At 34.1% G+C, this 18,013-nt stretch carries 15 protein-coding genes; 6 read left to right on the top strand and 9 right to left on the bottom strand.

Going from position 1 to position 18,013, the window contains the following annotated elements; translation table 11 throughout:
• Nucleotides 1-68 precede the first annotated feature (68 nt).
• Nucleotides 69-950, top strand: a complete 882-nt coding sequence (gene era, locus F6P99_RS02085) for a GTPase Era (RefSeq protein WP_152285778.1) — start codon at nucleotides 69-71, stop codon at nucleotides 948-950.
• 109 nt (nucleotides 951-1,059) lie between these two features.
• On the opposite strand, the gene F6P99_RS02080 is transcribed toward era, so the two are convergent.
• Nucleotides 1,060-1,563: a 6TM ABC transporter family protein gene (locus F6P99_RS02080; protein ID WP_152285777.1), complete on the bottom strand. Its 504-nt coding sequence runs from the start codon at nucleotides 1,561-1,563 to the stop codon at nucleotides 1,060-1,062.
• Between the two features lie 185 nt (nucleotides 1,564-1,748).
• Here F6P99_RS02080 and F6P99_RS02075 point away from each other — a divergent pair, with 185 nt between their 5' ends.
• Both F6P99_RS02075 and der read left to right on the top strand, forming a co-directional pair.
• Nucleotides 1,749-3,308 carry a choice-of-anchor I family protein gene (locus F6P99_RS02075; protein ID WP_152285776.1) on the top strand — a complete coding sequence of 520 codons (1,560 nt, stop codon included), beginning with the start codon at nucleotides 1,749-1,751 and terminating at the stop codon, nucleotides 3,306-3,308.
• Between the two features lie 124 nt (nucleotides 3,309-3,432).
• Entirely contained in the window at nucleotides 3,433-4,746 is a 1,314-nt protein-coding gene (gene der / locus F6P99_RS02070) for a ribosome biogenesis GTPase Der (protein WP_152285775.1), read from the top strand.
• A 36-nt stretch (nucleotides 4,747-4,782) separates the two neighbouring features.
• Here der and F6P99_RS02065 read toward each other — a convergent pair whose 3' ends face one another.
• The 6 genes from F6P99_RS02065 to F6P99_RS02040 form a co-directional block, all read right to left on the bottom strand.
• Nucleotides 4,783-5,622, bottom strand: a complete 840-nt coding sequence (locus F6P99_RS02065) for a mechanosensitive ion channel family protein (RefSeq protein ID WP_152285774.1) — start codon at nucleotides 5,620-5,622, stop codon at nucleotides 4,783-4,785.
• Nucleotides 5,623-5,634: 12 nt separating this feature from the next.
• Complete coding sequence (locus F6P99_RS02060; protein WP_152285773.1) at nucleotides 5,635-5,994, bottom strand: DUF1304 domain-containing protein; 360 nt, start codon at nucleotides 5,992-5,994, stop codon at nucleotides 5,635-5,637.
• 58 nt (nucleotides 5,995-6,052) lie between these two features.
• Nucleotides 6,053-6,394, bottom strand: coding sequence for a T9SS type A sorting domain-containing protein (locus tag F6P99_RS02055; RefSeq protein WP_152285772.1), 342 nt, complete (start codon nucleotides 6,392-6,394; stop codon nucleotides 6,053-6,055).
• A gap of 90 nt (nucleotides 6,395-6,484) precedes the next feature.
• Nucleotides 6,485-6,811 (bottom strand): hypothetical protein, encoded by a 327-nt coding sequence (locus tag F6P99_RS02050; protein WP_152285771.1) that lies wholly within the window; start codon nucleotides 6,809-6,811, stop codon nucleotides 6,485-6,487.
• 142 nt (nucleotides 6,812-6,953) lie between these two features.
• Entirely contained in the window at nucleotides 6,954-8,138 is a 1,185-nt protein-coding gene (locus tag F6P99_RS02045) for a pyridoxal phosphate-dependent aminotransferase (RefSeq protein ID WP_193315973.1), read from the bottom strand.
• Between the two features lie 57 nt (nucleotides 8,139-8,195).
• Nucleotides 8,196-9,287 (bottom strand): fatty acid desaturase family protein, encoded by a 1,092-nt coding sequence (locus tag F6P99_RS02040; protein ID WP_152285770.1) that lies wholly within the window; start codon nucleotides 9,285-9,287, stop codon nucleotides 8,196-8,198.
• A gap of 120 nt (nucleotides 9,288-9,407) precedes the next feature.
• Between F6P99_RS02040 and rsmG the strand changes: the two genes are divergently transcribed.
• Entirely contained in the window at nucleotides 9,408-10,043 is a 636-nt protein-coding gene (rsmG, locus tag F6P99_RS02035) for a 16S rRNA (guanine(527)-N(7))-methyltransferase RsmG (RefSeq protein ID WP_152285769.1), read from the top strand.
• Between the two features lie 2 nt (nucleotides 10,044-10,045).
• On the opposite strand, the gene F6P99_RS02030 is transcribed toward rsmG, so the two are convergent.
• Both F6P99_RS02030 and F6P99_RS02025 read right to left on the bottom strand, forming a co-directional pair.
• Nucleotides 10,046-10,549, bottom strand: a complete 504-nt coding sequence (locus F6P99_RS02030; RefSeq protein WP_152285768.1) for a cupin domain-containing protein — start codon at nucleotides 10,547-10,549, stop codon at nucleotides 10,046-10,048.
• A 27-nt stretch (nucleotides 10,550-10,576) separates the two neighbouring features.
• The gene (locus F6P99_RS02025; protein ID WP_152285767.1) at nucleotides 10,577-14,674 is read right to left on the bottom strand and encodes a GEVED domain-containing protein; all 4,098 of its coding nucleotides are present in this window, start codon (nucleotides 14,672-14,674) and stop codon (nucleotides 10,577-10,579) included.
• A 277-nt stretch (nucleotides 14,675-14,951) separates the two neighbouring features.
• Between F6P99_RS02025 and F6P99_RS02020 the strand changes: the two genes are divergently transcribed.
• Together F6P99_RS02020 and F6P99_RS02015 are read left to right on the top strand one after the other, a co-directional pair.
• On the top strand, nucleotides 14,952-15,668 hold the full coding sequence (locus F6P99_RS02020; RefSeq protein ID WP_152285766.1) for a hypothetical protein: 717 nt from the start codon (nucleotides 14,952-14,954) through the stop codon (nucleotides 15,666-15,668).
• Between the two features lie 88 nt (nucleotides 15,669-15,756).
• Nucleotides 15,757-17,913, top strand: coding sequence for a TonB-dependent receptor (locus F6P99_RS02015; RefSeq protein ID WP_152285765.1), 2,157 nt, complete (start codon nucleotides 15,757-15,759; stop codon nucleotides 17,911-17,913).
• The last annotated feature ends 100 nt before the right edge of the window (nucleotides 17,914-18,013 follow it).

Below are 18,013 nucleotides of genomic sequence, written 5' to 3'. Positions count from 1 at the left end.
GTAAACAAAAAGAGAATAAGTTTCAAACTCTGTTAAAAGAGAGTATCTTTGCACTTTAATTATCGATTATGGCACATAAAGCAGGTTTTGTAAATATTATTGGAAATCCGAACGTAGGTAAATCAACATTAATGAATGCGTTGGTGGGCGAACGCTTGTCAATCATAACCTCTAAGGCACAAACAACCCGTCATAGAATTTTGGGAATTGTGAACGGTGAAGATTTTCAAATACTGTTTTCTGATACTCCTGGGATTATCAAACCAGCATATGATTTACAATCGTCAATGATGGATTTTGTAAAATCAGCTTTTGAAGATGCAGATGTGTTAATTTATATGGTTGAAGTTGGTGAGTTGGAGTTGAAAGATGAGGTGTTTTTTAGTAAGATTAAAAATGCTAAAATCCCTGTGTTATTACTGATCAATAAAATCGATAAATCAAACCAAGAAGAAGTTGAAGAAAAGTTGGCGTATTGGCAAGACAAGGTTCCAAATGCCAATGTATACCTGATTTCTGCTTTGGAAAATTTTGGGGTGGAAGGAGTGTTGAATAAAATTATCGAAATATTACCAGAGTCTCCTGCCTTCTATCCAAAGGATCAATTGACCGATAAGCCAGAACGATTTTTTGTGAACGAGTGTATTCGTGAAAAAATTCTGATGCATTATAAAAAGGAAATTCCATATGCAGTAGAAATTGAAACTGAAGAGTTTATCGAAGATGATAAAATTATCAAGATTCGTGCGATTATCATGGTTGAACGTGAAACTCAAAAAGGAATTATCATAGGTCATAAAGGCGCTGCCTTAAAAAGAGTGGGAATGGAAGCTAGAAAAGATTTAGAAAAGTTTTTCGATAAAAAAATATTTTTAGACCTCTATGTAAAGGTGAATAAAAACTGGAGAAATGATTCTCGTCAGTTAAAACGTTTTGGATACAAAGAATAAATCATATATTCCCTGATTCTAAAAAGTATATGGGTCCATAAGTACACTTCGACTGTGCTTAGTGTTTCGTGCTTCGACTTCTAATAGATTCAGGTTTCAGATACGACTGTTATTTTTCTAGTATAGAAATCATAAAATCATGCAGGTCCTCCATTTGTGAGTGACCTGTTTTTTTTCCAATACGTCCTAAAAAATACATCACAAACCAAAAAATAGGTAAAGCAATTAAAATAGCAATAGAAATAGTAACATCTTCTTTGAGTGTCCATTTTGTATATGCATAAATAAGTACTCCAATAAAGGTAAAAGCAACACTCGAATGCAAAAACATGAAAAGTGTCCATACTTGAGGTTTTGGTCCGAATAATCCTTTTGCAATAGAATTTTTGGTATCGGTAGCTTCAATTTCTAAATGCAATTGTGGCGACCAGAAGTGATTTTCTGTAATAGGGATGTCTACCACCACGTGTCCATCTACAATTTTACCCACAAAAGGACAATCTGTTTGAGAAAAAGCTTCAGAAAAATTTTTTAAAAGTTCAGTTTTGCTTTTTGGCAGCTCAATACTAAATCTTGGTCGTAAAAAAATAGGACTGTTTTTTTCTTCTTTCATTGTGAGTCGCTTAGTTCAGAAAGATAAACAATTTATAAAAACAAATTTACCTATAGTTTACATTCGTAATATTACAGTTACTTTTTCTTTACCTACAAACAAGTTTTCATAACCTTTACTTTTTTTCTAGATAAACATTTGTTTACTGGTTAGTTCTAATATTGCCTCAAATAAAATCTAATATTATGAAACTTACGAGTAAAGTATTTCTAGTAGCATTGTCAATTGGGATGTTCTCATGTAATGATGAAGCAAAAGAAAATATCAAAGAGATTGTAGATGAAATAAAAGATGAGGTAGTTGATACTACAGTCGATTTCAACTATAAAAAAACAATCACATTAAGAACAGGTCCTGCCGGTGAAGATGATTCAGAAGGAGCGGCTGAAATTGCTGCTTTTGATCCAGTATCTAAGAAGTTATTTGTGGTAAATGTTGAAATCAACGAAATATCAATTGTCAATCTATCAGATGTAAACAACCCTCAAAAGTCGAGTTCGATAAATCTTGATGCATATGGAGCACCTAATAGTGTTGCAGTGTATGATGGAAAAATTGCTGTAGCTGTAGAGGCAGATGTAAAACAAAACAACGGTAAGATTTTGGTTTTTAATGCTGCGACAGAAGCGCTAGAAAAACAATATACGGTAGGTGCGTTACCAGATATGGTAACGTATACAAAAGACGGTAAGTTTATTCTTTCAGCGAATGAAGGAGAGCCAAACGATGCGTATGATAACGATCCTCAAGGTACTATTAGTATTATCGATGTTGATACAGATGTTGTAACAACTTTAGATTTCACCGCTTTTAATGCTTCAGAAGCTTCATTGGAGTCTGATGGGTTCAGAGTTTTCGGACCAAATGCAGATTTAGCGAAAGATGTAGAGCCAGAATATATTGCAGTTTCTGAAGATTCTAAAACTGCTTGGGTTTCTTTGCAAGAGAACAACGGAATTGCGAAAGTTAATATTGAATCTAAGTCTATAGAGGCAATTTATCCATTAGGATTTAAAGATTATAATTTGGCAGGAAATTCTATTGATGCTAGTGATAAGGATGGAGTAAAGCAATTGAAAAACTGGAACGTAAAAGGAATCTATCAGCCAGATGCGATTACAGCGATTAATATCGGTGGAACAGAATATGTGATTTCTGCAAACGAAGGTGATGCTAGAGATTATGATGGGTATAGTGAAGAAGTTAGGTTGGATGATTTACAGTTAGATGAAACGGTATATCCTTTGGAAGGAGATTTCTTAAATGAAATAAATTTAGGTAGATTGAAAACAACTACCACTTTGGGAGATGCAAATAATGATAACAAGGTAGAACAAATCTATTCTTATGGCGCACGTTCGTTTTCTATTTGGTCTGCAAATGGATCTTTGGTATATGATAGTGGAAATGATATTGCAAAAGAAACTTTGATTGAAACACCTGACGTGTTTAACGGTGGAGATAAAAGAAGTGATGATAAAGGAGCGGAGCCAGAAAGTGTGACTACTTTAAGTTTAGGGAACCGTCATATATTGTTTGTTGGTTTGGAAAGAAACAATCAAGTATTGATCTATGATATTTCTAACCCAATCGCACCAGGATTCTTAGATATCCTTTCTCATGACGGAGATATCGGTCCAGAGGGATTACTTGTAGTACCTGCTGCTGACAGTCCATCAGGTAAAGATTTATTAATTGTTTCTAACGAAGTAAGTGGTACAGTGAGTATCTATGAGAACAATTAATTGTGTTTGATTAATAATACCTAAAGCCCGAATTACTATCTAGTAATTCGGGCTTTTTTTTGCGCATAATTTTAATGTGATTTCCAAATTAAAAAAGCGTAATTTTGCAAAAAATTAAAACACAATGAATACTATTGTAGCCATCGTAGGAAGACCCAATGTTGGGAAGTCAACTTTGTTTAACAGACTCGTTCAACGAAGAGAAGCTATCGTTGATTCGGTAAGTGGAGTAACTAGAGACAGACATTACGGGAAAAGTGATTGGAATGGAAAAGAGTTTTCTTTAATTGATACTGGTGGATACGTTACAGGTTCAGATGATGTGTTTGAAGGTGAAATCCGTAAACAAGTAGAATTAGCCCTGGAAGAATGCGATAAAATTGTTTTTGTGGTTGATGTTACACAGGGAATCACTCCATTGGATGATGCTGTGGCAAAATTGCTTCGCAAGTCAAAAAAACCAATTTATTTAGCGGTAAATAAAGTAGATAATTCTATGCGTGAAGAAGATGCATATGAGTTTTATAATTTGGGATTAGGAGAGTACTATAGCTTTTCTGCGATCAACGGTTCTGGAACAGGTGAGTTATTAGATGCTTTGGTTGAAGACATGGCTGCACCAGAAGAGTTTGAGGAAGACGCAAAAGAAGAACTGCCTAGATTTGCTGTTGTAGGAAGGCCTAATGCTGGAAAATCTTCTTTTATAAATGCGTTAATTGGTGAAGAAAGAAATATCGTTACCAACGTAGCTGGAACAACTCGTGATGCTATTGATACTGAATATACGAGATTCGGATTTAAATTTAATTTGGTCGATACCGCTGGAATTAGAAAAAAGTCTAAAGTATCAGAAGATTTAGAATTTTACTCTGTGATGCGAGCGGTTAGAGCTATTGAGCATTGTGATGTTGCTATTTTAATGATAGATGCTACTCGTGGTTTTGAAGCCCAAGACCAGAATATTTTTTGGCTGGCGGAGAAAAATAGAAAAGGAATTGTTGTCTTGGTAAACAAGTGGGATTTGGTTGATAAAGAAACCAATACGATGAAAGAATTTGAAGCTTATGTAAAAAGAGAAATAGCACCATTCACAGATGTGCCTGTAATTTTTACATCTACTGTTACCAAACAACGTTTGTTAAAAGCGATTGAAACAGCTGTTGAGGTTTTCGAAAATAAAAAACGTAGAATTCCTACAAGTAAGTTGAATGAAACGATGCTAGAAATCATTCAGCAATACGGACCACCTGCAGTAAAAGGAAAATTTGTAAAAATTAAATACTGCATGCAGCTACCAACACATACGCCACAGTTTGCGTTTTTTGCCAACTTACCGCAGTATGTTAGAGAGCCTTATAGAAGGTATTTAGAAAATAAGTTGAGAGAAATTTATGATTTTAGTGGGGTACCGCTAACCATATATTTTAGACAGAAATAAAAAAAGCCGCTTTAATAGCGGCTTTTTTTATTTGTATTATTTTGTAATCATATGAACATCTCGTTGCGGGAACGGGATTGTAATATTTGCTTCATCAAGCGCTTCTTTACATTGTTCAATGCATTCAAAATATACAGTCCAGTAATCTTCTGGTGTTGCATAAGGACGTACCCCTAAATTCACTGAACTATCTCCTAAATCCAATACATTTACAACTGGGGCTGGTTCTTTTAGTGTTAAAGGATGGCTTTTGATAATGTTTAACAAAATATCTTTTGCTTCTTTAATGTTTGAATCATAGCTGATACCAATTGCAATATCAACTCTTAATTTGCCTTCTTCTGTAAAATTTTTAATAATTCCATTTGATAAAATTCCGTTAGGTATGATAGCAACTCTATTTTTTACTGTGATTAATTTTGTCACAAAAATCTGAATTTCTTTAACTTCTCCGAATTCACCATGTGCTTCGATCAAATCGCCTACTTTAAAGGGTTTGAAAAGTAAGATAAGAACTCCACCCGCAAAATTACTAAACGAACCTTGTAAGGCTAAACCAACTGCTAAACCAGCAGCACCAATGATGGCCATAAACGAAGTAGTAGCAATTCCTATTTGGTTTAAAACACTAATAAAAAGAACTATTTTCAAGGTCCAAGTAAACAAGTGTGATAAAAATTTTCGAAGACTGGTTTCAACTTCAGCCTTTTTCATTAGGCCGTTGATGATTTTGATGACCTTTTTAATGATCCAAAGACCGACGATTAAAATTAACAGTCCTATTGCGATTTTCATACCAAACTCTATGGCTAGTTCAGTGTACTTAGCATAGTCGATTTGTGAAATGTCTTCTGTAATATCTTCTATTTCATCCATGTTGAAGTGTTTTTATAGTTTATTGATAAAAATAATCAATATCGTTAAAATAGCAGGGACAGATTGAAAGAAAAATACGGCCTTTTTCTTTAAGCTTATACTTCCATAAATCCCGGCCACAATTACACAACTAAGAAAGAAAATTTGAGTATTAACCTGTGCTGTGAATAACGACCATAATAGACCTGAAGCGAGAAATCCATTGTACAATCCTTGATTGGCTGCCATGATTTTAGATTGTTCAGCAAACTCTTTGGTGATTCCGAAAGTTTTAAGGCCTATCGGTTTGGTCCATAAAAACATTTCTAAATACAAAAAATAAAAATGAATGATGGCAACTATAACGATAAGCAAGGTTGTAAATGAATTCATAGATTGAGTTTTAGGTAAAGATAAAATCTTTTTTAAAACATCTAATCTGTTTACATTGTTAGTTGACAATCAATCTTTTCGTGAGCATGCCTTCGGCCGTTTCAACCTTCAGATAATAAATTCCGGTTTTTAACCCAAAAGTAGGGATAGGTGTTTTTGTAAATTTACTTTTGAGTGCAAGATTTCCAGAGATATTGTAGATATAAATCCAATTAATTTTTTTTACATCTTCACCTGTAAAAACCAATTCGTTGTTTTTTTGATGCGCATGTATTTTTAAAATTGGAGGTGCTGATACATAGGCCTCTTTATAGTGCGCTTCTATAGGAAAAGAAGTAGCTCTAAAAGAAAACAACGTCAGTATTACAATAATGAAAACAAAGGGGTAGGAGTGTTTCATATCATTTTCTATAGAATCAAAAATATAGGAATCAACTACTATTTACAATAGTTGTTAAGTATGAAAATTAAAACTCCCTAAAAATAGGGGTTAAGACACCTCTTCTTTTAGTTTGGCAACTTTGTATAGAGAAATGTTTTGCTCTTTGTTGATAGTGTTTAATCTTGAAATTGAGTATATAGTTACAATTACATATAGAAATAGTAGAACTACGAATACAATAGAAATAAGTTTTATGAATTCAATTTGATTGTCGATATAATCCGAGAGAACAATTGATGATAGATTGAAAATAAGAAGGTACGCCAATACCAAACCACTAATGGTAATAGGTATTCTTTTTTTCTTGGTTTTAATAGCTGTTTTGTTTGATTTGATCGATTTTTCTAATTCAAGAATACTTTGTTCTTCTGACATAGATGGATAGCATTTTTTTCAAGGGGAAGGCACTATAAAAATACTAAAATATCGAAAATATACGAACTATATTTATTTAATTTTAGAAATAAAAAAACTCACATTGATAAATGTGAGTTTTTTTTGGTTTTTTGAAAAAATATTAAGCAAGTGCCTTTTTAATTCTTTCAATAGCTTCTCTTAATTGTTCTTCTGAAGCTGCGTAAGACATACGTATACAGTCAGGTGCACCAAAAGCTTCACCGGTTACTGTTGCGACATTTGCATTCTCTAATAAGTACATAGAGAAGTCAGAAGCGTTTTTAATTTTAGTTCCTTTGATCGTTTTACCAAAGAAATACGAAACATCAGGGAAAACATAAAAAGCTCCTTTTGGAATGTTTAATTTAAATCCTTTGATTTTTCCTAATAAATCTAAAACGATATCTCTTCTTTTGTGAAATTCATCCACCATATATCCTATTTTTGTAACAGGTGCATCTAAGGCTGTAATTGTAGCTCTTTGTGCGATACAGTTCGCACCAGAAGTAACTTGACCTTGCAATTTGTTACAAGCTTTTGCAATCCATTCAGGTGCTCCGATGTATCCAATTCTCCATCCAGTCATAGCGAATGCTTTTGCAACACCATTAACAGTGATTGTTCTATCGTACATACTTTCGATTGCTGCAAAACTAAAGTTTGGAGTTCCGTAGTTGATGTGCTCATAGATTTCATCTGAAACTACAAAAATTTGCGGGTGTTTTTCTAAAACCTTTGCCAATGCTCTGTATTCTTCTTCTGTATAAATTGAACCACTTGGGTTGTTTGGTGAATTGAAGAATATCAATTTAGATTTTGGAGTGATTGCAGCTTCTAATTGTTCTGGAGTGATTTTGAAATCAGTATCAATAGAAGAAGGAATTTCAACGAAAGTTGCCTCTGCCAATGTTGATATTGCTGAATAGCTCACCCAATATGGAGCTGGTAGCAATACTTCGTCACCAGGATTTAATAGTACTTGTGCTATGTTAGCAATTGATTGCTTTGCCCCAGTAGAAACTACCACTTGATTAGGGTTGTATGATAGGTTGTTGTCTCTTTTAAATTTTTTGCAAATAGACTCACGTAAATCTAAATATCCATTTACAGGACTGTAAGAGTTATAGTTGTCATTTACAGCTTGAATAGCAGCATCTTTGATAAATTCAGGAGTGTTAAAATCAGGTTCTCCTAAACTAAGACTAATAATGTCTTTTCCTTGTTCTTTCAATTCTCTTGCTTTAGCAGCCATTGCTAAAGTTGCAGAAGTTGGTAAGCTGTTAATTCTGTTTGATAATTGTTTCATTTTTGATAAATGTTGATTATTTAAGTGTAAAGGTCAAAAACCTTTTAGCGTTTTTTATTAGTGATATGCAGGATTGACTCCTAATGTTTTTAATTGTTTAAAGTGTTCTTTCAAAGCTTTGGTCATGGTCTTGTATTCATGATAAGGCAAGTTAAACTCTTTGGCAGTTTCTTTCACAATTTTAGCAATTCGCCCATAGTGAATATGGGAAATATTTGGAAAAATATGATGCTCAACTTGATGGTTCAATCCTCCTGTCCAAAAAGAAACAAATTTATTGTCAGGTGCAAAATTTGAAGTTGTGTATAATTGGTGAATCGCCCAAGTATGCTCAAGGTTTCCTTCTTTGTCTGGTAGTGGCATCTCAGTAGTAGGAACTACATGAGCCAATTGGAATACGAGACTCAAAATTAATCCTGCCGTATAGTGCATTACAAAAAATCCTATCAATACCTTCCACCAAGCGATATCTAAAACGATCATAGGCAATGCAACCCAGAATGAATAATACAAGACTTTAGTAACAACTAAAATAATCCATTGTACCGTTGGGTTTGGGAAGTCTCCGTAAGAGAGTCCTTTTTTCAGATACCTTCTCATTTGTTTAAAGTCGGTTGTGATCGCCCAGTTAATTGTTAACAATCCGTATACAAAAACAGAATAATATTTTTGAAGATGATGAATTTTTAACCATTTTGAATGTTTCGAAAATCGAATAATTCTTCCGGCATCGATATCTTCATCATGACCTTTGATGTTCGTAAAAGTATGGTGCAATACATTGTGTTGTACTTTCCAATTGTATACATTTCCAGCAAGAATATACATGCTACTTCCCATCAATTTATTTACCCATTTTTTACTAGAAAATGAGCCATGGTTGCTATCATGCATCACATTCATTCCAACTCCAGCCATTCCGATACCGCAAATGACCATTAAAAGTAACATGGTCCATTGTGGCATGTCAACCGTAAGAATGAAAAGGAAAGGAACAAACAACAAAGCGAACATTAGTATTGCTTTTGAATAGAGTTTCCAATTACCTGTCTTTGCTATTTTTTGCTCTTTGAAATAGCCGTTGACACGTTTGTTCAAAGTTCTAAAAAACTTTGCTTTGTCTATTCTAGAGAAATTAATTTTTTTCATGTGTTTGTTCATCAGTCTGCAAAAATAACCAATTTTTGGCTCAAAATAATTCAATATTTCATAATAATAACCTATTAAATAGTTAAAAGATGTTACTTTTGACCCTTAATTAATGGGATTATGAAAATTATAAAAAAATACTTTCCTGAACTTACTGACTTGCAAGTCAGTCAATTTGAAAAATTAGAAGAATTATACAAAGAATGGAATGCGAAAATCAATGTGATTTCTCGTAAAGATATTGACGAATTATACTTACGTCATGTGTTGCATTCGTTGGGAATAGCGAAAGTTCAAAAGTTTGTTCCAGGCTCGAAAGTTTTGGATGTAGGTACAGGAGGAGGTTTTCCAGGAGTCCCTTTGGCGATTCTTTTTCCTGAAACTGAATTTCAATTGGTAGATTCTATAGGGAAAAAAATAAAAGTAGTTCAAGGAGTTGTTGATGCGCTAGGATTACAAAATGTAAAAGCAGATCATATGCGCGCTGAAAAGGTAAAGGGCGAATTTGATTTTATCGTTAGTAGAGCGGTAACTGCAATGCCAGACTTTGTAAAATGGGTGCGTAAAAAAGTTGCTAAAAAGCAACAACACGACTTAAGAAACGGAATTTTATATTTAAAGGGAGGTGATTTGGCAGAAGAGTTAGCGCTTTTTACTAGTGCTAAATTGTATGATTTACCAACCTATTTTGAAGAAGACTTTTTTGAAACGAAAAAAGTGGTTCATTTGCCTATTAAATATAAGCCAACTAAATAGTATTACACACGTGTAAGTTCCTCAATTATTCTTTTATGATTGGGGAATTTTTTTTGGAGCTTGATTCTGTTTGCAAGTTCGAAATCATTGAAGTCAAATCCAGGGGCTACGGTGCATCCTACTAAAGTGTAACTATTTGTTTTGTTTACAGTTGCACCAAACCAAAATCCACCTTTTACCGTGTATTGAAACATTTCTTTTTCTAAGAGATTGTTACCTAAAATTATTTTTGAGTAAATACCTTCGGGTGATATTTGGTGTATAGTAATACTCGATCCTTCGTAAAAATGCCATGTTTCGTCTTGGTTGATTTTATGAAAAGCAGAAAAGTCGGTTCTAGAAAGTAGAAAATATATTGATGTACAATAATTTCTATCTCCTTTAAATTTTTCTGGTAGATGGTTCTCAGAAATAGAACCTTCACTTCTATAGGTTTCTTTATAGAACCCTCCTTCTGGATGGGCGTTTAGTTCAAGTTCTTGAATTAAAAAATCTTTTCTTGTCATTAGACTAAAATAGGTAATTGAATTGAACTAGTGTACTATTATTTTTTTAGAAATTGAGGTGCCTTCAAAATTTATTTTTACAACATAAACTCCTTTGTTTAATTCCGGGATTGCCAAATTTTCTTTTTGGTTTTTTTCAAACTCATTCCAAGATTTTACAAGAGTACCCATTGTATTGTATAGGTTTACGGTGTCGATTAACAGTTTGTTAGAATGTTCTATTACCAAATTCTGATCATACTTGTTGAAGTATACCAAAAATGCATCATCAAAACTAGAGTCATCGTTGTGCAAAGTGTCATCGCTGGCAAATGTTATTACAAAACGGTTTTCGTAGGTTCCTTGATCTAGATAAAGAGTTTCTTTATTGTGATTGATTTTATATGAAATGTTGGTTGTTTTGTCTGTTAAAAAGACATCGCGATCGATTGCTTGCCATTCGTCAATTGTAAAAGAAACCTCACCAGAATAACCCATTTCAACAGTTAATGGCACTTCTAGGTCGTTTGATATTTCTTGAACTCCGGAAATAATGTATTTAGTGTCGTTGTCTGGGAATTTCCAATAGACATCAGTTGCGCCTAGATCAAAAACTTGTGAGTCGTATCCATTGTCGTATGCAAAAGAATTGTTTTTGCTGAAAGAAATTCCAATTTGACGATGCATTTTTACGTCGTCATTGTTGTAATAATCCATTCCTAGTTTTATAATAGGTAAATCCGAATTATTGGTGCGTTTTGTGTCTTCTTTTTTCGATTTCCCATTTTTGAAAAAGATCGATTTATCTCCCAATTCAATAAATTCGCGTTGACTGTTGTTGAAAGTTATGGTACCTCCATCTACGTCACTAGATACGAAAAATCCTTGCCCTACTGCTATATATTCTTTAGGTTCCGTATAGGTACCATTTCCAAGTGAAGGTGTGTTCGGGTCTGAGTTGTCGTTAGAAGATACTTTGTTTGCCGCGAGTCCCATGGATGCATTTCGAGTTCCATAACCACCTATGTATCCTGAGTAATTGTGTCCAGATGTATCAGAGCTACTATCGTCTTGAATTCCTGCATGTTCCCAAAAATAAAGCGTACCGTCGATAGCATCCTTATTGTCTTCAATAAACTTTTTTGCACTGATAGCTGAAGCATACGGGTTTCCCACAAGATACGATTGATACCCACCAATAGTTGTAGTAAGGTTACCATCCTTAGGCGTTCCCACAAATGTATAATTCTGTGCTGTTCCGGGGCCTTTTAGTGTAAATCCATCTACTTGACCTATAGATCCATCGGCTCCTTTTCTAGACCAACTTGAGCGACCTCCATCTCCGTTTGTATAGGTGTAAATCCAATATTCTGCTATGGAAATAGGATTTCCAGTATTTCCGTCATAACCAGCAATAAAATTGATGTCTAAAGGTGTTGAATCCGCTGCTGTAACTTCCGAACCGTCTTTGAGAATATTCTCAACAGTATAGCTTGAAGCCCCAATAGTGTTAACAGGTGAACTCAAATAGTTGAATCTGTAGATACTTGCAATGTTCGATTTTTGATCGATGTATAATTTTCCTGAACCTGAAACCTGCGTTAGCGATTCATGTGTTTGAATCATTTGAGAACTTCCTGCCAAACGAATTTCTGCATTTAAGTTTATCGTTACTGTTTCAGATACTATTAGAGAATTGTCAGTTATTGTAAGTTTGTTTCCAGAAGCTACCTGAAGTGTTCTCGCTGCAAAAGCAGTGCTAATTTCATAATCTTGATTTATTACAACAGCTCTAGATCTATCCGGAATACCATTGCTCCAACTATCACTCTGAATTTGTGTACTTCCAAAAGAGTGACTTCCTAACTGGATATTTGTGTTTGATGCAGTATTGACGACTTCTGATACCAACGGAGCATGTGGATGTCTTTCAGGTCCCCCTTCAGATAAATCTCGATAGGGATCTAAATTATCATCTACAAAGTTTACCCATTCGTCAGAATTAAACTCTGAATTGTAAATAGATATTTCATCTTTTCTAACCATTGAAGCATTTGAAGGAATATTTGAAATCACATCAAATCGATTATCCCATGCAGTGCTGTCATCTGTTAAAGAAATAATAAGGATATCATCTGAGTTAGAGAAATTTGTAATTGCATCATTTGTTTCAACTGTAGATTGGTAATTAGAAAAACTAGAACTATTGTTTTTTATCAATAGCGATGAATTTCCAGCAATGGCATTAGTAATAGTATAAGTTGCTGAAGGTGTATTTCCGGATTGATTGCCAGAAGCATTTTCGTACAGTGCAATGATCAAGGTATTGGCGGGAATACTCTCAGAACTGTTGTTGCTAATTTCAAGCCATTTTTCAGTGCTGTTGTCATCATAAACTTGTGTAAAAATAGCTGCTTCAAAAGCACTTGTGTCTTGTGGGTTTATAAAAATATCATAATCTTCGATTTCTCCATTTTGATAGTCAAAATCACAAGCATTACTTGGTAAGCCATTATGTCTAACTCCGATACGCATTCTTGTTTTTCCTTCAACAGCAGTTGCTGGAACTAATATGCCTGTTAGATTTACTGTGATTTCTGAAGTCGGATCTCCTGGAGCAATTTCACTGAATATTTCCTCACCAGAATCGTCAAAATCTCCATCATTATTGTAATCTATCCATATCACGAGTCCAGATACGTTGTAATCAGAACGTGAGTAAGTAACACTACCAGAAAAAGTTTCGTCCGCTGTTATTGTTGTAGAGACACCACTGTAATAGGTGTAAATATCTGCAGAATTATCACTGCTATTATTGATACTTCCAATGTTTACATTAGTAATGTAATAATTGTTGTTTGTACCAATATTTACTTCGCTGTCACAATATTCAACGTCAATAGTTGTAAATTCTACCGAACTAGAAAATGATGCACAACTTGCATCGATTGCTACTTGAACCTCGTATTCAATCCCATCATCGAGTCCTGTTAATAAAAGAGAATTCGTGTCAGAAGTGTCTTCAATCCAAGTACTATTGGCTGTGTGTTTGTACCTTATCTTATAACTAGATCCGGTGTCATCCCATGAAATAGTTGCAGCATTTTCAGTTACATCACTCACCGAAAGATTAGTTGGAGTAATAGGGTTTTCTATAGTAATATTCTGAGTACTGGTTACGGTTGTACTTCCGTTATTGAACAGCCAATCAATGGTATAACTACCTACAGTGTTAAATTCTGTTGGGTCTGATGTTGTTGCAGTTATTTGTTGACCACATTGGTAGTCTAAAACAGGAGTAGGTGCAGAATAATTACAATAACTTGTAACAGCATCTATAGTGGGCGCTTCAAAATCACCAGAATAGTTAGAAATGCTTACTGTTGTAGTACAAGTATCAGTTAAACCTTGCGAATCTTCAACGGTAAGTGTAACCGTAACAGGAGTACCAACATCCAAACAGTCAAAAGTTGTTCTGTCTAGACTTAATAGTAAATTTTCTGGAGCGTCATTGTCATCTGTAGAACCGTTGTCAATTTCTTGAGGAGTAATTACTGCGTTTCCTGATACATCCAATGAAATATCTAAATTTTCAATACAATTCGCAGTTGGAGCTTGATTCGTAGATCCGAAAATTATGTCGTAATCTTCGACCTCACCAGCTTGATACTGCAGTTCACAAGGGTCAGTAATGGATTGATTGTGTTTGATTGCGACACGCATGCGTGAGGTTGCAATCACAACATCATTCGGTACATTTACAGTAAAGTTTTTGGTGTAATTACCATTTTTAGTTTCTAATCCAGAAAAGGCATATACTTCTTCGGTAGCTTCATCAAAGGTGCCATCGTTGTTAAAATCTATCCAAATTTTTAAATAAATTGTATTGTATCTAGATGCTCTGTAGGTTACAGAACCGCTGTAGTTGTTTCCGCTTTCTAGTTCAGTAGAAACTGTGTCGTAATATTCATATACCGCAGAACTGTTATTACTATCATTGTTGATATCTTCTAAAGTAACATTAGAAATATGATATTGATTATTAGTACCAATGTTTGTTGGGGTACAATAGTCTTGAGCCTTAACTTGATTACCAAGAAAAAGTAAGAATAAGGCAATAATATGTACGTAGTGTTTTTTCACCATGCTAACTTTATTTATACTATAAAACAGCAAACAATTGATAAACCCTAAATAGGAAGGTTATTTTACATTTAGTTGCTTGTTGTTATAATAATTTTCACAAGTTAAGTTAGTTGGTTAACTGCAAAATTAACTGAAATAAGACAATTTGCCAATTTAAAGGTGTTATTGTTTGCTAAATATAGTTTACTATTAACTTATGTAAATGTTTAAGGAAAGATGTATACAGATTCACTTAGTTTTGTAAAATAGTTTCAACTTCGACACGATAAAATTTCGCATGCGTAAAATGGAAAATTTCCCTAGTTCAAATAACACTCAAAAGGAAGAATTATTAGCTAAAATTTCTGATAAAAAATCGGAATTAGAACGTTTAGAGAAATTGTTGGCGCCTTTTGAAAATGAGCTAATTAAAGCGTTAGAGTCTGAGATTGTGGAGGTTCAGGAGTTGACAGCTCTGTATAAAAAAATCCAAAAAGAGAAAAAGCAAAAACGTCTTTTACAAAAGCAAAAAGGGAAGAATTATGTTCCTCAAGAGGCTGTGGTTCCTATTCCATCTTATAAAGAAGTAGCGTCAGATTATGAAAAGAAACAAAGAAAATATTTGTATCGAGAAGCTATGATTTATGTGCATCCAGATAAATTTTCTTTGGAAAGTGATCAAAAAGATTTGGCTACAGATGCGGCAAGTCAGTTGATAGAATTGTATAACAATGGGAGTTTGGAAGAACTTATGGCTTTTCATGCCTATGTAATGAGCGGAAATTTAGTAGAGTTTGATAGTGTGCCAGTATCAAAATTAGATATTGATCCTAATGAATATTTAGAAATTCAATTTCAAAAAATCACTTTAGAGTTGCGTGCTTTTAAAAAGAAACAAACCTATATTGTGATGACCACCTATGATAACCCCATGGATTTTCTGGAAGAATTAAAAATGTACTATGCAGACAGGATATTCAAATTAAGAAAGCGCACTAGAAAAGCCAGAAAATAAACAGCTCATCTCCCTAATTCTACAGTTGGGTATGTATTACTTCCTATAAAGACAGTTTCGTTAGATTTTTGAAAAAAAATCAATTTTTATGAAACGTTTTATAGTAATATCATGCTTATTAATGCTTTCGATTTCAGGCTCTAGTCAAACGAATATCGACGGATTTGTTTTGAATCAAAATAAGGAGCCGATCATTGGAGCCAATGTGTATTTAAAAGGTACTTATTCAGGTGGAATGACAGACGATACAGGTCATTTTGAATTCGCTACCCAATCTAAAGGCAAACAAACACTCGTGGTTTCCTATGTCTCTTTTGAAACAAAAGAGTTGGTGTTGGATGTTTCAAAGATGCTGTCTTTAGAAGTGAAACTAAAAGAAGATGTTAACTCTTTGGATGCTGTCGTGATTGCTGCAGGTACATTTTCATCAGGTGATAATAGCAAGGTTGCTACGCTTAAACCTTTGGATGTAGTAACAACGGCAAGTGCTCTAGGCGACCCAATCGCGGCTTTTCAAACTATGCCAGGTACTTCAACAGTTGCTGAAGATGGACGTTTGTTTGTTAGAGGTGGAGAGGCAGATGAAACCCAAATATTTATTGATGGGATAAGAGTTTTTACTCCGTATTTAGCCACCGCAAATAATACCCCAACAAGAGGTCGTTATTCACCCTTTTTATTTGAGGGAATGACTTTTTCAACCGGAGGTTATTCTGCCGAATACGGACAAGCATTGTCCGGTGTTCTATTATTAAACACGATTAATGAGCCAGAACAGGAAAAGACAGATGTCGGAATTATGAGTGTGGGTGCTACGGTTGGAAATACACAGATATGGAATAAAAAATCTTTAAGCGTAAATGTTTCTTATCTAAATTTAGCTCCTTACAATTCTATTTTTTACGACAGAAATGAATGGATAAAACCCTATGAAGCTTTGTCTGGAGAAACTGTTTATAGGCATGTGTTTAAAAATGGGTTGTTGAAATTATATACGGCTTTTGATGCTTCTAGACTAGAGGTTGTTCAAGAGGATATCAACTTTAGTGAAGGATTGAGATATGGTCTGCAAAATGATAATTTCTATTTTAATGGTTCTTACAAAGGAATATTGACTGAAAATTGGTCTATAATGACTGGACTTAGTTATACCTACGCAGATACCAAGGTTGATTACCAGCTAAGCGATATTACGGATAAAGAGAATTCTTTACATGCGAAGGTGAAGTTCAAAAGGTTTTTCTCCAATAGATTTCAATTTAGTTTGGGGGCAGAATATTTTACGACAAATTTTGAAGAAGATTTTTTAGATGAAAATATTCCTTCATATATAGTTGGATTTCAGAAAAATATTGTTGCCTCATACGCAGAATTTGATTTGTTTTTCTCGAAGAACCTAGCATTAAAGGCTGGACTTCGCGGCGAATATTCAGATTTAGAAAAAAGAGCTTCCCTGTCTCCGCGAGCATCATTGGCTTACAAAGTATCAAAATTTGGTCAGGTTTCTTTTGCTTATGGTGATTTTCTACAAGCGGCATCCAACACCTATTTAAAATTTAATAACAAACTAAGTTCTGCTCAAACACAGCATTATATCTTCAATTACCAGTTCAATAAGAATGGTAGAATCTTAAGAGCAGAACTGTATGCTAAAAATTATGACGATTTAATAAAGTATGATACTGAACTTCCATATCATGGTAGTTACTATTCTACTGAAGGCTATGGTTTTGCAAACGGATTGGATGTGTTTTGGAGAGATAATACAACAATAAAAAATACGGATTATTGGTTGAGCTATAGTTATTTAGATAGCAAACGAGATTTCAAGAATTATGAAAATGAGGCGCAACCAAATTTTGTGAATACCCATAATTTTTCTGTCGTTGTAAAGCATTGGATAGAAGACTGGAAAAGTCAGATTGGCTTGAGCTACACTTATGCCTCTGGAAGAACATATACAGATCCCAATAAAACTGGTTTTTTGAATCAGAAAACTACTCCCTATGGTAGTTTAAGCATGAATTGGGCTTACTTATTAACACAACAGAAAATCCTATACCTGTCGGTGAATAATGTTTTAGGAAGGCAAAATATCAATGGATATCAATATGCCAATACTCCAAATGGGCCTGGTGTTTTTGAAAGCAGACCTTTGTTACCTGCAGCTGATAGTTTCTTTTTTGTTGGTTTTTTCTGGACCATAAGTGAAAAAGGAACCGACAATCAGCTGGATAATTTGTAGAGAATTACAATTCATCGTTGAAATATTACAATTCGGTTTCTATGTTTTTTTAAAAACTGAATAACACAACATCTTTGTAGCAACTTAAAAACAATTTATT

Source organism: Flavicella marina (assembly GCF_009193215.1).
GTDB lineage: Bacteria > Bacteroidota > Bacteroidia > Flavobacteriales > Flavobacteriaceae > Flavicella > Flavicella marina.
This window is presented reverse-complemented; position numbering and strand designations above follow the sequence as displayed.